This window comes from Streptomyces sp. NPDC044719, from assembly GCF_056433405.1.
The window spans coordinates 1-12,922 of record NZ_JBWKHE010000014.1 but is presented as its reverse complement, the minus strand read 5'-3'; the positions used below and the strand labels follow the sequence as shown (position 1 = coordinate 12,922).

The 12,922-nt window shown below is 72.5% G+C and carries 11 protein-coding genes and 1 pseudogene; 7 read left to right on the top strand and 5 right to left on the bottom strand.

What is annotated here, in order from left to right; genetic code table 11:
• Positions 1–62 precede the first annotated feature (62 nt).
• Positions 63–1,046 (top strand): phosphatase PAP2 family protein, encoded by a 984-nt coding sequence (locus tag AC07DF_RS39020; protein WP_478981925.1) that lies wholly within the window; start codon positions 63–65, stop codon positions 1,044–1,046.
• Positions 1,047–1,104: 58 nt separating this feature from the next.
• On the opposite strand, the gene AC07DF_RS39015 is transcribed toward AC07DF_RS39020, so the two are convergent.
• Complete coding sequence (locus AC07DF_RS39015; RefSeq protein WP_399021236.1) at positions 1,105–1,320, bottom strand: I78 family peptidase inhibitor; 216 nt, start codon at positions 1,318–1,320, stop codon at positions 1,105–1,107.
• A 390-nt stretch (positions 1,321–1,710) separates the two neighbouring features.
• Between AC07DF_RS39015 and ctaD the strand changes: the two are divergent.
• Positions 1,711–3,282, top strand: a pseudogene (gene ctaD, locus AC07DF_RS39010) (aa3-type cytochrome oxidase subunit I); the annotation flags it as partial.
• Here the strand turns inward: ctaD and AC07DF_RS39005 are convergent.
• The 3 genes from AC07DF_RS39005 to AC07DF_RS38995 all read right to left on the bottom strand — a co-directional run bounded on the left by AC07DF_RS39005 (position 3,281) and on the right by AC07DF_RS38995 (position 6,218).
• Complete coding sequence (locus AC07DF_RS39005; RefSeq protein WP_478981922.1) at positions 3,281–4,321, bottom strand: helix-turn-helix transcriptional regulator; 1,041 nt, start codon at positions 4,319–4,321, stop codon at positions 3,281–3,283. The pseudogene ctaD and the gene AC07DF_RS39005 sit on opposite strands and share 2 nt — an antisense overlap.
• 72 nt (positions 4,322–4,393) lie before the next feature.
• Positions 4,394–5,680 (bottom strand): ABC transporter substrate-binding protein, encoded by a 1,287-nt coding sequence (locus tag AC07DF_RS39000; RefSeq protein ID WP_478981920.1) that lies wholly within the window; start codon positions 5,678–5,680, stop codon positions 4,394–4,396.
• Positions 5,655–6,218 (bottom strand): MTB12 C-terminal domain-containing protein, encoded by a 564-nt coding sequence (locus AC07DF_RS38995; RefSeq protein WP_478981918.1) that lies wholly within the window; start codon positions 6,216–6,218, stop codon positions 5,655–5,657. Before AC07DF_RS38995 ends, AC07DF_RS39000 begins: the two co-directional genes overlap by 26 nt.
• A gap of 140 nt (positions 6,219–6,358) precedes the next feature.
• Between AC07DF_RS38995 and AC07DF_RS38990 the strand changes: the two genes are divergently transcribed.
• The 3 genes from AC07DF_RS38990 to AC07DF_RS38980 are packed head-to-tail and all read left to right on the top strand — an operon-like array spanning position 6,359 to position 10,269.
• Positions 6,359–6,835, top strand: coding sequence for a hypothetical protein (locus AC07DF_RS38990; protein ID WP_478981916.1), 477 nt, complete (start codon positions 6,359–6,361; stop codon positions 6,833–6,835).
• Between the two features lie 9 nt (positions 6,836–6,844).
• Positions 6,845–9,631 carry an ABC transporter permease subunit gene (locus AC07DF_RS38985; RefSeq protein ID WP_478981914.1) on the top strand — a complete coding sequence of 929 codons (2,787 nt, stop codon included), beginning with the start codon at positions 6,845–6,847 and terminating at the stop codon, positions 9,629–9,631.
• On the top strand, positions 9,628–10,269 hold the full coding sequence (locus AC07DF_RS38980) for an ATP-binding cassette domain-containing protein (RefSeq protein WP_478981912.1): 642 nt from the start codon (positions 9,628–9,630) through the stop codon (positions 10,267–10,269). The genes AC07DF_RS38985 and AC07DF_RS38980 overlap by 4 nt, the downstream gene beginning before the upstream one ends.
• An 88-nt stretch (positions 10,270–10,357) precedes the next feature.
• Here AC07DF_RS38980 and AC07DF_RS38975 read toward each other — a convergent pair whose 3' ends face one another.
• Positions 10,358–10,996 carry a LysM peptidoglycan-binding domain-containing protein gene (locus AC07DF_RS38975; protein ID WP_478981910.1) on the bottom strand — a complete coding sequence of 213 codons (639 nt, stop codon included), beginning with the start codon at positions 10,994–10,996 and terminating at the stop codon, positions 10,358–10,360.
• Positions 10,997–11,539: 543 nt separating this feature from the next.
• On the opposite strand from AC07DF_RS38975, the gene AC07DF_RS38970 reads away from it, so the two are divergent.
• The gene (locus AC07DF_RS38970) at positions 11,540–12,322 is read left to right on the top strand and encodes a hypothetical protein (protein ID WP_478981908.1); all 783 of its coding nucleotides are present in this window, start codon (positions 11,540–11,542) and stop codon (positions 12,320–12,322) included.
• A gap of 85 nt (positions 12,323–12,407) precedes the next feature.
• Positions 12,408–12,797, top strand: a complete 390-nt coding sequence (locus AC07DF_RS38965; protein ID WP_478981906.1) for a hypothetical protein — start codon at positions 12,408–12,410, stop codon at positions 12,795–12,797.
• The last annotated feature ends 125 nt before the right edge of the window (positions 12,798–12,922 follow it).

Sequence of the window (12,922 nt, the reverse complement as noted above, 5' to 3'; positions counted from 1 at the left end):
TCGTCATCACAAAGCCGTTGATTCGCCCGGCATCAGAGCTCACTCGCTGTAACGTCGATTGGGTGCGTACCGAACCGAAGCTCACCCGTCTGGACCGGGTGTTCGCCCGGCTGGATCGTGAGCCGGAACGACCCGCCCACATCGATGTGCCGAAGATGAGCAGGCACCGCATCGTGCTCGTCGCCGCCACCGCGGCGTTCTACGGCGCGATCGTGTGGGCCGTGGTGATCACGTCCTGGCTGGTCCGGCTCGACTGGCAGGTCATGTTCTTCCGGCCGTACCAGCAGTGGTCGGAGATCCACTGGTTCGTCGACTACTACGTGGTGCTCGGCCAGCGCGGCCCGACCGCGGTGATGGTCGCGGCCTGGCTGGGCTGGCGCTCGTGGCGGCAGCACACCCTGCGTCCGCTGCTCGCCCTCGGCGTCTCACTGCTGCTGCTGAACATCACGGTCGGCGCCGCCAAGTACGGCATGGGCCGCCTGGGACCGCACTACGCGACCGTGATCGGCTCCAACGAGATGTGGCGCGGCGGCGATATATTTCCGAGCGGTCACACCGCCAACGCCGTGGTGACCTGGGGAATCCTGGCCTACCTGGCTTCCAGCGGGAGAGCGCAGCGCTGGCTGTCCGCCGTGTCCGCCGTGACCTCGCTCGGCGTCGGGCTGGCCACCGTCTACCTGGGTACGCACTGGCTGAGCGATGTCCTCCTCGGCTGGGTCGCGGGACTGCTGATCATGCTCGCCCTGCCGTGGTTCGAGCCGCTGATCGCCCGAGCCGAGGCCAGGATCTTCGAGCTGCGCGACCGCTGGCGGTCCCGGCGGAGCAGTACGGCTCCCGCCCCGGTCAGCGCGCCGCCCGTGGCGGTCACGCCGCTGCCCGCCGACCGGGACGACGTCGCGGCCCGTTCGCCCCGGGCCCCGGCCTACCTGGCCCCGGGTCCGCACACGGCCCGCTCGGAGCGCGCCCCGGTCACCCCGGCCGGCAGCCGCCGCCCGCCGCACCCGGAGCGGCTCCCGCGCGGCTCGGCCTCCTCGGCCCACCCCTGACGGGCCTCGGCGTGCGAAGGCCCCGGTTCCGGAGCGGAACCGGGGCCTTCGCCGTGTCTCAGCCCTTCCAGGCGCGCGCCACCCGGCCGTCCTTCACTTCGAAGTTCAGCCGTCCCACGCGGTACTCCATCGTGATGATCGCCCCCGGCGGCAACGAACGCACCGTCGGCCAGCCGCGCTCACGCGCGAGGTGTTCGGCCCGGTCGGCCGGCAGGCCGACATAGGTGTCCGGGCTGTCGTCGGGTTCCGCGGAAGGTGTCGGAATCGGTGCCATGCCGCCACGCTACCCCCGGTGGCTGTCCGGCCCCGGTCACACTTCTGTCACAAGATCACGACAGGTGTTTCCGGCGCTGTCCGTCACACGGACGAGCGGTTCCGTAGGCCTTCCGCAGGCATTCGATCGTAATTCCCGCGTGTCACATGAGCTCCTGTAAAAGCCCGGCGGAAAGTTCCGGAAGAAGTACCCCCGGAGCTCCATTCCATTCCGGCGCCGCCACCGGTCCGGCCGTGCCGGCGCCGTACAGGAAATGCGTGGATCGGGCACGGAGAGACCGATACGCCCCTGTCGGAGCGCGTGGTGACCCGAGCATCATGGCGTGAGCTCGCGGGCACGTGCGGCGCGGGTTTCGGCGGGCCCGGTGCGCGATGAGCGAAGGGGCGAGCGATGGGGACGCAGACCGTACAGGCGGCGGCGCGGACCGCGCCGAGGACGCGGCACGGGCGGGTGGTGGTCGACTGGCTGACGACGACGGACCACAAGAAGATCGGCCACCTCTACCTGGTCACGTCGTTCCTCTTCTTCCTGGTCGCCGGTGTGATGGCGCTGCTGATGCGTGCCGAACTGGCCCGCCCGGGACTCCAGATCATCGACAACACCCAGTTCAACCAGGCGTTCACGCTGCACGGCACGATCATGCTGCTGCTGTTCGCGACGCCGACCTTCGCGGGCTTCGCCAACGAGCTGATGCCGCTGCAGATCGGCGCGCCCGACGTCGCCTTCCCCCGGCTGAACATGCTCTCGTACTGGCTGTTCCTGTTCGGCGGGCTGATCGTGCTCGGCTCTCTGCTGGTGCCCTCCGGTCCGGCGGACTTCGGCTGGACCGCCTACGCCCCGCTCAACAGCGCTGAGCGCACGCCGGGCCTCGGGGCCGACCTGTGGATCATGGGGCTGGCGCTGTCCGGGTTCGGCACGATCCTCGGCGCGGTCAACTTCGTCACGACCATCATCGGGATGCGGGCCCCCGGCATGACGATGTTCCGGATGCCGATCTTCGTCTGGAACACCCTGTTCACGTCGATCATGATCCTGATGGCGTTCCCGGTGCTGGCGGCGGCGCTGCTGGTGCTGGAGGCGGACCGGCGGTTCGGCTCGCAGGTCTTCGACGCGGCCAACGGCGGGGCGATCCTGTGGCAGCACCTGTTCTGGTTCTTCGGGCATCCCGAGGTGTACATCATCGCGCTGCCGTTCTTCGGGATCATCACGGAGATCATCCCGGTCTTCAGCCGCAAGCCGATGTTCGGCTATCTGACGCTGGTGGGCGCGACGATGGCGATCACCGGTCTGTCGATGATCGTGTGGGCGCACCACATGTTCGCCACGGGCGCGGTGCTGCTGCCCTTCTTCTCCCTCATGAGCTTCCTGATCGCCGTGCCGACGGGCGTGAAGTTCTTCAACTGGACCGGCACCATGCTCAAGGGCTCGCTGTCCTTCGAGACCCCGATGCTCTGGGCGACGGGCTTCCTGGTGACGTTCCTGTTCGGCGGGCTGACCGGGGTGATCCTGGCGTCGCCGCCGATGGACTTCCATGTGACGGACACGTACTTCGTGGTCGCGCACTTCCACTACGTCGTCTTCGGCACCGTCGTGTTCGCGATCTTCGGCGGCTTCTTCTTCTGGTGGCCGAAGTTCACCGGGAAGATGCTCGACGAACGGCTCGGCAAGATCCAGTTCTGGGTGCTCTTCACCGGCTTCCACACCACGTTCCTGGTGCAGCACTGGCTGGGCGCCGAGGGCATGCCCCGCCGGTACGCGGACTACCTCGCCGCGGACGGGTTCACCGCGCTCAACACCGTCTCGACGATCGGCGCGTTCCTGCTCGGCATGTCGACGCTGCCGTTCCTCTACAACGTGTGGAAGACCGCCAAGTACGGCCGGAAGGTCGAGGTCGACGACCCCTGGGGCTACGGCCGCTCCCTGGAGTGGGCCACCTCCTGCCCGCCGCCCCGGCACAACTTCACGACGTTGCCGCGGATCCGGTCGGAGTCGCCGGCGTTCGACCTGCACCATCCGGAGTACGCGGCGGTGACTGCGCAGCCCGAGCCAAAGCGCCATCAAGCCGGTCGCGAGTCCTCCTGATCGCCTCGATCAGCTCCACCGGCTCCAGCACCTCGAACTCGAAGCCCAGCATCATCACGTGGATGACCATCACGTCGAGGCTGCCGGCGCCGCAGCGCAGCAGGCAGCTTTCGGGGCCCTCGGCCTCCAGTACCCCGGCGGAGGGCGAGATGTGGGCGACGGCCTCCTCCAGGGGCACCAGGAGCCGCACCACGGCGTGGGTGGCGTACGCGCGCGTGGAGACGCCCTGGGAGACATAGGCGGCCAGGTCCTCGGCGGGCGGCTCGCGCGGCACGAAGCGCGGGCCGTGCGGCGGCCGGGGCGTGACGCGGTCCACGCGGAAGGTGCGCCAGTCCTCCCGCTCCAGGTCCCAGGCGACCAGGTACCAGCGGCGTTCGGTGCACACCAGGCGGTGCGGTTCGACGCTGCGGCGGCTGAGGGTGCCGTCGTGGCCGCGGTACTCGAAGCGCAACCGCTCGGCGTCCCGGCAGAGGTGGGCGAGCTCGGTCAGCACGACGGGGTCGACGGCGTCGGGCACGGGGCCGCGCAGCATCGGCACGGTGAAGGCGTTGAGGGCGCCCACCCGGCGGCGCAGCCGGTTCGGCAGCACCTGTTCCAGCTTGGCGAGGGCCCGTACCGAGGTCTCGCCGATGCCCTCGATGCCGTGCCCGGCGGCCGTGCGCAGCCCGACCGCCACCGCCACGGCCTCGTCGTCGTCCAGCAGCAGCGGCGGCAGTTCGGCGCCGGCGCCCAGCTGGTAGCCGCCGCCCGTGCCGGGGCTGGCGTTGACCGGGTAGCCGAGCTCGCGCAGCCGGTCGACGTCGCGGCGCAGGGTGCGGGCGCTGACGCCGAGCCGGCCGGCCAGGTCGGCCCCGGACCACTCGCGGTGGGCCTGGAGCAGGGACAGCAGACGCAGCAGGCGTGCCGAGGTCTCCAACATGGGGCGAGTCTGCCAGCCCTTGCGGACAGCCACTGTCCTAAAGGCCCGGCTGTCCTCAAGGCCCCGCTGTCCTCAGGGCTCATAGGCCAGTTGCGGTACGTCGAAGCAGGTGCGGTTCATGTCGCCCTGGCCGACCCAGCCCTCGCCGTCCTGCCAGCGGGCCACCGACAGACAGGTCTCGCGGGTCTTCGGGGGCTCGGCGAGCCGCTGGAATTCGACGGGCAGGAGCAGTCCGCCCGCCGTGTAGCCCTGGCTGCGGTTCATGTAGCCGTCGACGCACGCGCGCGTGATGCCCGTCTTCGCGCAGGACTTCGCCGCGTCCGTGAACCAGCGTGCGGCGGCCCACCCCTCCAGCTGCCACTGGGAGTGCGTCTTCAGGTCTTTGGTCGCCTCGCGGAACTCCCGTACGGCCGGGTGGCCGGTGTCGTCGAAGGCGCGGCTGGAGCCGGTCGCCCAGAGGGCGTTGCGGCAGCGCGGGGCGTCCTCGTAGTCGTCGGGGACGGTGGACGTCCAGTTCTGCACGTTGGTCACCTTGGCGGTGACATGGGCGCCGACCTCGTCCATGGCCTGGCAGAGCCGGGCGTTGCCGTGCGAGTCGATGGCGTCGAAAACCAGATCTGCGCCCTGTTCCTTCAGGTCGGCCGCGACGGCGCGGAAGTTGGGCAGCGCGAAGTCGACCTGCTCGGTGACGACCTGGTAGCCCTCGGCGCGCAGGCCCCGCTCGACGAGCCGGGCGTAGGCGGCGGACGCGGACTGGTTGTAGGAGACGACGGCGGCGGTGCGGGCGCCGTGCTCGCGTTTGAAGTAGCGGTAGACCTCGGTGCCGCCGTACAGCTTGCCGTCCCAGCCGGTGGTGCCGTCGCGGGGCGCGAGGCTGCCGTAGATGCCGTAGAGGTGCGGGTAGGTGTCGTAGGCGCCGCCGATGGGCTGGCCCCCGATGTCGGGCACGCGCGCGCGGGAGACCCGGGAGGCGCCCGCGTAGTCCAGGGCGGTGGTGGCGACCAGGGCGACGACGTCGTCCTCCTCGACCAGCTTGTGCACGCACTCGTTGTTGCCGACGCCGCTGCCGCCGTCGTCGCACAGGCGCACCTCGACGCGGCGGCCGTCGATGCCCCCGCGCGCGTTGAGCCGGTCGAACCAGGCCTTGGCGCCGTCGCGCGGGCCGGTGAAGGCGCTGCCGCCGACCGGGCTGGTGGCGCTGGTGATGATGCCGACCCGCAGGGGCGCGGAGTCGCGGGGCGCCGGGGTGCGGTCGTCGCGCTCGAAGTCGCTCTCCGGGAGCCGGCTGCCGCAGGCCGCGCTCAGGGCGAGCAGCAGCACCGCGGCGAAAATCTCAGCAGCCCGGGACCGGCGACCCATTGCCGCTCATCTGCACCAGCGAGCACAGCGTCTTGACGGACACCTTCCAGGTGCCCTCCTGCTCGACGGCTGTCCCGGAGGCGTCCGGCAGAGCGGTGGCGCCCTTCAGGGTGAGCGTGTACGTCACGTTCGCCTCGGTGGCCGAGGTGAACTCGATCTTGGTGACCTTCGCCTGGACCTGTCCGCCGCGCTCGTCACCGCTGAAGGCCTGGAGGACCGGGCCCATCCGGTCGCCGTTCTCCAGGACGGCCTGTTTGTCCTCGGTCGAGGTCTTCGGATCGAAGAATGTCTCCCAGTTCTGCTTGATCTCCTGCTCGGCCGCGGCGCGGTCCGCCGGTGCGCTGGCCGGTGCGCTCGCTGTCCGCTCCGCGGTCGGTGTGGGCGGCGTGCTCTCGCTGCCGCCGCCGCTGTCGTCACTGCACGCCGCGAGGGCCGGGGCGAGGGCCAGGATCAGGGCGGCCGCGATCGCCGTGCCCCGTCCCGCGGCTCGCGGGCCCTCTGTCGCTTTACCCCGCCTGAGGTCGCTGCCGAGAACCATCTGGCTCACCACCGGGTGTCGGTCCGGGCCATGTGCGCCCGGTGCTTTCAGGGTCAGCTTCCACAGGGCATAGTGCAAGCGATCGCCGGACTTGAACAGGCAGCCAGGCACACAGCCGAACCGACGTGTGGGAGCCAGCGATGCGGACAAGCCGACTGCGGACCGTGCATCCCGTCCTGTGGACCGGCTGGGCCGCGCTGGCCGCGGGCGCGGTGTTGTGCGTCGTCGGCTGGTACGGCGTCTCCGGCGAGCGCTTCGCGGAACGGCAGCTGCCCTATCTCGCCTCCTGCACGGTCCCTGGAGCCGCGCTGATCGTCTCCGGGGCGGTGTTGCTGGCCCACGGCCGGGGCTCGATCGCTGCCGCGCGCGTGGAGGAGCTGTACGGCCTGCTGGTGGCCGCCGAGCCCGCCGAAGCGGACGAGACCGGGCAGGTCTCCCTCGCGCCCCTGGCGGTCAGCGGCGAGCAGCTGATGGTGCCGGGCGGCACGCTGTGGCACCGCGCGGACTGCCCGCTGGTCGCGGGCAAGGCGGAGGCGGTTCCGGTGGACTCCAAGCTGGTGGCGAGCGGTGAACTGGGCCCCTGCCCGATCTGCGAGCCCACCGGGGAAACCGACTGAGCCCGGCCGATGTCCTCGCTGACGTACGACCTCACCCTCGCCGGCCTCTCGGTCGGCAGCGCGGCGGCGCTGACCGGAATCGGCCTGATCGTGACGTACCGCGCGACCGGGGTGCTGAATTTCGCGCACGGCGCGATCGCGATGGTGTGCGCGTACGTGCTGCGGCAGTGCGTGATCGAGTGGGGCTGGCCGCTGTGGCTCGGGGCCACGGTGACCCTGCTGGTGCTGGCGCCGGGGCTGGGTGTCGTACTGGAGCGGTTCGTCTTCCGGCCGCTGGCGGTCCTCGGCGGTGACCCGGCGCAGACGCTGGTGGCGTCCATCGGGGTGTTCGTGCTGCTGGTGGGCGGGGCGGCGCTGCTGTGGGGGCAGGGGGCGCGGGAAGACGCGCCGGAGCTGGTGCCGGACGAGCCGTGGGGGCAGCTGGCGGTGGTGCTGATGCTGGCCGCCGGGGTCGCGGCGGTGGTCCGCCGGACGCGGTTCGGGCGGGAGTTGCGGGCCGTGGTGGACGACCGGCAGCTCGCCGTGCTGGGCGGGATCGACGCGGACCGGGTCGCGGCGGCGGGCTGGGCGTTCGGCTCGTTCACGGCGGGTCTGACGGGCGTGCTGCTGGCGCCGTACGTGCGTCTGGACCCGTACGGGCTGCCGCTGCTGGTGATGGAGGTCGTGGCGGTCGCGGTGGCCGCGCGGATGCGGAGCCTGCCGGTCGCGGTGGTGGTGGCGCTGGGCATCGGGGTGGCGCAGAGCCAGCTGACACGACTGCATCCGTCGGGCTGGGGCGAGCCACTGCTTCAGGCGGCCGGCACGAACCTGTTCGTCGTCGCCCTGCTGATCGCGGCGCTGGCACTGCCGGGGGCCGATGCCCGTGACGCGCTGCCGCGCACGGCCACCGCGCGCGTGCGGACCCCGCCGGGCGCCTGGATCGTGGCGCTCGTCCTGTTCCTGCTGCCGCTGGGCCTCGCCGGCCGGGATCTGCACACCTCGGTCCAGGTGCCGGCGCTGGCCGTGATCCTGCTGTCCTTGGTGGTGGTCACCGGCCGGGGTGGCCAGATCTCGCTGGGCCAGGCGGCGTACGCGGGTCTGGGCGCCCTGTTCACCGCGCTGCTGGCGGCGGGCCGCTTCCCGGGGCTGCCCCGTCTGCCGGAGCTTGCGGCGCTCGCGGTGGCGGTCGTCCTGGTGGCGCCGCTCGGTCTGCTCACCGGCTGGCCGGCGATCGGCCGCCGGGGCCTGGCGCTGGCACTGGCGACGTTCGCCGTCGGCGTGGGGGTGAGCCGCTTCGTCTTCGCCCAGCCGTACGCCACGTCGGGCCTGGCGCTGGGCCGCCCGGCGGGCTTCGACGGGGACCGTGCCTACTACGTCCTGGAGCTGCTCCTGCTGGCGGTCGCGCTGCTGGCGACGCACGCCCTGCGCCGGGGGCGGACGGGCCGGGCCCTGGCGGCCATGCGGGACCACGAGCGGGGCGCGCAGGCGGCGGGCGTCCAGGTGCCGTCCCTCAAGCTGCTGGCCTTCGTCGCGGGCGCGGCGCTGGCCGCGCTGGGCGGCGGCATGCTCGGCATGGGCCTGCGCGCCTTCGACGCCGCCGCGTACGACCCGGTGCGCGGGCTGCTGTGGTTCGCGGCGGTCGTGGTGCTGGGCGCCGACAGCACCCTCGGCGCCCTCGCCGCCGCGGCCCTCCTGGTCGGTCTGGACGCGGGCACCCGGGGCGGTTTCGCCGCTGCGCTGATCGGTGTCCTGGCGATCCTCGTGGGCCGCTTCCCCGGCGGCCCGTACGAGGCTCTGCGCACGGCGGCGGAACGCCTGCGGTTGCGCCGGGCACCGGCCCTGACACCACTGGGTGCCCGGGCCCGCGCGCTGCTGCGCCCGGCGGAGCCACGGGCGGCCCGGAGCGCGCCGGTACCGACGGGGGCGACGCGGGTGGGGCTGAGGGCGAAGGGCACGGGGGCGGCCGGGCGCCGCGAGCACCGAAACGGCGAGAGCGGCACGGAACGCGGCCCCTCGGGCCGGGCACTGGCACCCCGGGCACCCCACCGCCCGCCGTCCGACCGGCCGCGTGCGGCCTCCCGAGCCACCCCACCGCCCACGGGACCGGCCGCCACCGCCGCCACTCCCCTCCTCACCGCCCGTCACCTCCACGCCCGCTACGGCGGCTTCACCGCACTCGACGGAGTCGACCTGGACCTCTCCCCCGGCCGGATCACCGCCGTCGTGGGCCCCAACGGGGCCGGGAAGAGCACCCTGTTCCACTGTCTGGCCGGGACCCTGCGGCCCGCGCGCGGGACCGTGCGGCTCGGCGGGCGGGACATCACCGCGCTGCCCGCCCATGCCCGCACCCGGCTCGGTGTCGCGCGGACGTTCCAGCAACTGGCCGTCTTCCCGTCGCTGACCGTGGCCGAGAACGTCCGGGTCGGCGCCGAGCAGGGCCGGGTGACCGACCCGGGCGCGGTGGAGCGGACGCTCAGGCTGCTCGGGCTGGACGGGCCGGTGCGGGCAGTGCCCGCCGCCGGGCTGCCCACCGGGACACTGCGCCGCGTCGAACTGGCCCGGGTCCTCGCGGGCGGCCCCCGCGTGCTGCTGCTCGACGAGCCCGCCGCCGGCCTGGACAACGCCGAAGTGGCCGCCCTGGCCCGGGTCCTGAAGGCCCTGGCCGCCGACGGCACGGCCCTCCTCGTCGTCGAGCACGATCTGGACCTGGTCGCGGGCCTCGCCCATGTCGTGCACGTGATGACCGCGGGTCGGATCGTCGCCTCCGGTCCGCCCGAGCGCGTCCTGGACGCCCTGGGAACGGCGGCCGGCCGATGACGACGATCTCCCTGCGCCACGCGCGCGTGCGCTACGGCCCCCTGGAGGCCCTGCACGGCGTCACCCTCGCCGCCCCCGGCCCCGGCCTCACCGTCCTGCTGGGCCGCAACGGCTCCGGCCGCACGACCGCCCTGCGCGCGCTGGCCGGCACCGTGCCCCTGTCCGGCGGGGCGGTGGTGTGGGACGGCGCCGACGTGACCCGCGTACCGGCGTACGAGCGGGCCCGGCGCGGGCTGTGCCTGGTGCCGGAACGGCAGGCCGTGTTCGGCTCGCTCAGCGTGCGCGAGAACCTCGGACTCGCCGCCCCGGACCACGCCCCGGCGCTCGAGGCCTACCCGCAGCTGCGTCCCCTGCTGGAGCGGCGCGCCGGCACCCTCTCCGGCGGGGAGCAGCGCATGCTCGCCCTGTCCCGGGCCTTGCTGGCACGCGCGCGCGTGGTGCTCGTCGACGAGCCCGCCCAGGGCATGTCGCCCTCGGTCGCGGCCCGGACCTACGAGCTGCTGAGCGCGCTCGACGCGTGCGTGGTGATCGCCGAGCAGCGGCTGCCGCCCGACCTGCGGGACCGGCCCGCCCTCATCTACGAACTGCGCCGCGGATCGGTCGTGTTCGCCGGAGAGGCGGTCGAGCTCAGGAGCTGACCGGGGGTCCGGCGCCCCGCACGGCCGAGGTCCCGTCCGGTCGGGCGACCGGACGGGACCCTGTGTCCCGGCGAGGGGGAGCAGCGGCTCAGATGTCGAGGCGCAGGCCGGGCACGATCATGTGGGGATCACCGCCGATGGCGGCCTTGTTGGCGGCGTAGAGGCGCTGCCAGGTGGTCCCGTGCCGGGCGGCGACGCCGCTCAGGGTGTCGCCTTCGCGGACGGTGTAGTCGCCGCGGGACGAGCTGCGGTCCGGGTGCTCCGCGGAGCGTGCCGGCGCCTTCCACTGCTTCGCCGGAGCGGGCTTGGTGGTGACCGGGCCGGACGCGGAAGCCGCGGGTGCGCTTCCGCTCGCCCCGGCGCGAGCCGAGCAGGTCGGCCAGGCGCCCCAGCCCTGGGCGCGCTGGACCTTGGTGGCGACGGCGATCTGCTGGGACTTGCTCGCCCGGTCGGCGGTGGGCGCGTAGGCCGTGCCGCCGTAGGCGTTCCAGGTCGACGGGGCGAACTGGAGTCCGCCGTAGTAGCCGTTGCCGGTGTTGATGTGCCAGTTGCCGCCGCTCTCGCACTGGGCGATGCGGTCCCACACCCCGCTGTCAGCCGCCGCGGCGTTGCCGGTCGCCGCCAGCAGTCCGAGGGGCGCGAGCAGGGCCGCCCCGGCGAGGACCGCCGTTTTGCGAACCGGGTTCTTCCGGGCGCTGTCACGGGTGGTATAGGCACATTCGGACATGTAGTTCCCTCTCGAAACACCCGGGGTCCCCCAAGGCGGAGCGCCACTCCCCGCGCCATGGGGCACGTGGGTCGCGCTCGCCCCGCCCGCCGGTGGTGGTGCTGCCCGGTTCCGGAGAACCGTGCGGCCGGCGGACGTACCCGAGCGGTGCTCGCTGCACACGGCGGAGGAATCTAAGGAGTTGACGGCCTGTCATCAACCAGCGGCCCGTCACGCCAGGCCAGTTCACCGATACCTCGGGTAACGGCAATTTCCGGACACCCACTTCATTCCTGGATTTCATGATTTGTCGACCAACCGGCTCGCTGAGGTGTGACCCAGTTCACCACTCCAACGTCCTTTACAAATCGGGGACTTGACCGTGAGTGCGCGATTCCGTGCCGAGCGTGACCCTGCGCGCTGGTTGGTTCGATTCCGTTCGCCCTGGGGCGTGACTCCCGCCACAGATCGCCCGTTGTCTTCTTCATGAGCCGGGACCTACCCGGACCACGGGCCGGGAGCCACCCGGCTTTGCCACGCACCGCATCCCCGAGGGAGCCACCCGTGCCGCGCATGCTCGACGTCAGCGACGAGGTACGCGCCGAGATCGGCGACGAAGAAGCAGACCGACTGCTCGCCGGAGAGACCGCCCCGGGCAGTTACGACTGCACGTCCTGCCGCACTCCGGGCGACTCCGAGCAGGAGCGCACCAGCACCGTCCTCTTCATCGGGGACGAGACGGCCGTCCTCGCCTTCGCCCACTCCGGCTGCCTGCCCTCACAGGTCGTCCAGGTGACCGAGGAGCAGCTCCGGGGCGCAGTGAAGTCCATCGCCGGCGACACCGGCGGCATGACGTCCGACCAGTCGGCGCCCGAGCCGGCGGTGCTCGGCGTGACCAGCGGGCTCGTCCTGATCGCCGGGGAGCTGCACCCGGCCCTGGTGGTGGAGCCGACCGCGCCCATCGCCCGGGCCGGCACCACCGGCTCCGGCGACGACTTCCTGCCGCTGCTCATCGAGCAGGGCTTCATGCCACTGGCCGACCTGTCCGCCGTACCGCCGGTGCTGCACGGCTGGTCGGTGCTGCTCGCCGTGGGCCAGCTGCACGCGGTGCTCCAGCCCGGCACCAACGGCGGCCAGCCGGTGGCCTGGTGGCAGGCGCACCAGCCGCTCCAGGTGACCGACCCCTGGCGCGCGGCCGCCAACAAGCACCAGCAGGTACTGATGTTCGCCGCGCCCGTCGGCTCGATCGGCCGCCAGCCGCGCGAGGACCTGATGCGGGACGCCCTGGACAAGGCGGCGGCGACCGGAAAGCTGGTCGGCGCGGCCCTGCCGCTGGCCGGCACCTGACCTGAGGGTCACCCGCCTGCGCCGTACTCCGGCGAAAGCCGTACAAGGGCCGCATCCCCTGACCCGCGGGGTCGTTTGGACATACGTGCACGCATACGACGTTCCCCGCCGCCAGTCCTTCTCGCCGATCCCCTCCGCGCGGTCGGCTCAGGACTCCCTGGGCGGCCCATCGGCCACGCCGATCTACGACGCGCTCTACGCCGAGTACGTCAAGTCCTTCCGCGCACTGCCCGGCGACCGCAGCGGCGAGGAGAAGCTGGGGTTCACCGCCTTCGGGACCATCCCGCACAGTACGGGCTCGTACAGCCATTCGTACGGCAGCTCGTACAGTGCGTACAGCGCGGGGGCCCAGAGCGCCCGCCATGCCGCCGGACAGCAGCCGCACTGGCAGCGTGTCGGGACCGTCAGCGCACACGGCACGGCGATGCACTATGTGCCGGCCGCCCTGCCGCCGGTTCCTCGAAGCGGCGTCTGAGCGAGCACCGGACAGTGGAGGGGGGGGGCCGCGGGGGGAGCCCCCCCCCCCTTTTTTTTTTTTCTCCCCCTTCTTCTTCCCTCCTCTTCTCTCCTCCCCTCCCCCCCCCCCACACCTCTATTTCT

Excerpts from the sequence above, each read along its gene's own strand:
- AC07DF_RS39015 (WP_399021236.1), bottom strand. The coding sequence starts at position 1,320 with ATGGCACCGATTCCGACACCTTCCGCGGAACCCGACGACAGCCCGGAC.
- AC07DF_RS39005 (WP_478981922.1), bottom strand. The coding sequence starts at position 4,321 with ATGTTGGAGACCTCGGCACGCCTGCTGCGTCTGCTGTCCCTGCTCCAG.
- AC07DF_RS39000 (WP_478981920.1), bottom strand. The coding sequence starts at position 5,680 with ATGGGTCGCCGGTCCCGGGCTGCTGAGATTTTCGCCGCGGTGCTGCTG.
- AC07DF_RS38995 (WP_478981918.1), bottom strand. The coding sequence starts at position 6,218 with ATGGTTCTCGGCAGCGACCTCAGGCGGGGTAAAGCGACAGAGGGCCCG.
- AC07DF_RS38990 (WP_478981916.1), top strand. The coding sequence starts at position 6,359 with ATGCGGACAAGCCGACTGCGGACCGTGCATCCCGTCCTGTGGACCGGC.
- AC07DF_RS38985 (WP_478981914.1), top strand. The coding sequence starts at position 6,845 with ATGTCCTCGCTGACGTACGACCTCACCCTCGCCGGCCTCTCGGTCGGC.
- AC07DF_RS38980 (WP_478981912.1), top strand. The coding sequence starts at position 9,628 with ATGACGACGATCTCCCTGCGCCACGCGCGCGTGCGCTACGGCCCCCTG.
- AC07DF_RS38975 (WP_478981910.1), bottom strand. The coding sequence starts at position 10,996 with ATGTCCGAATGTGCCTATACCACCCGTGACAGCGCCCGGAAGAACCCG.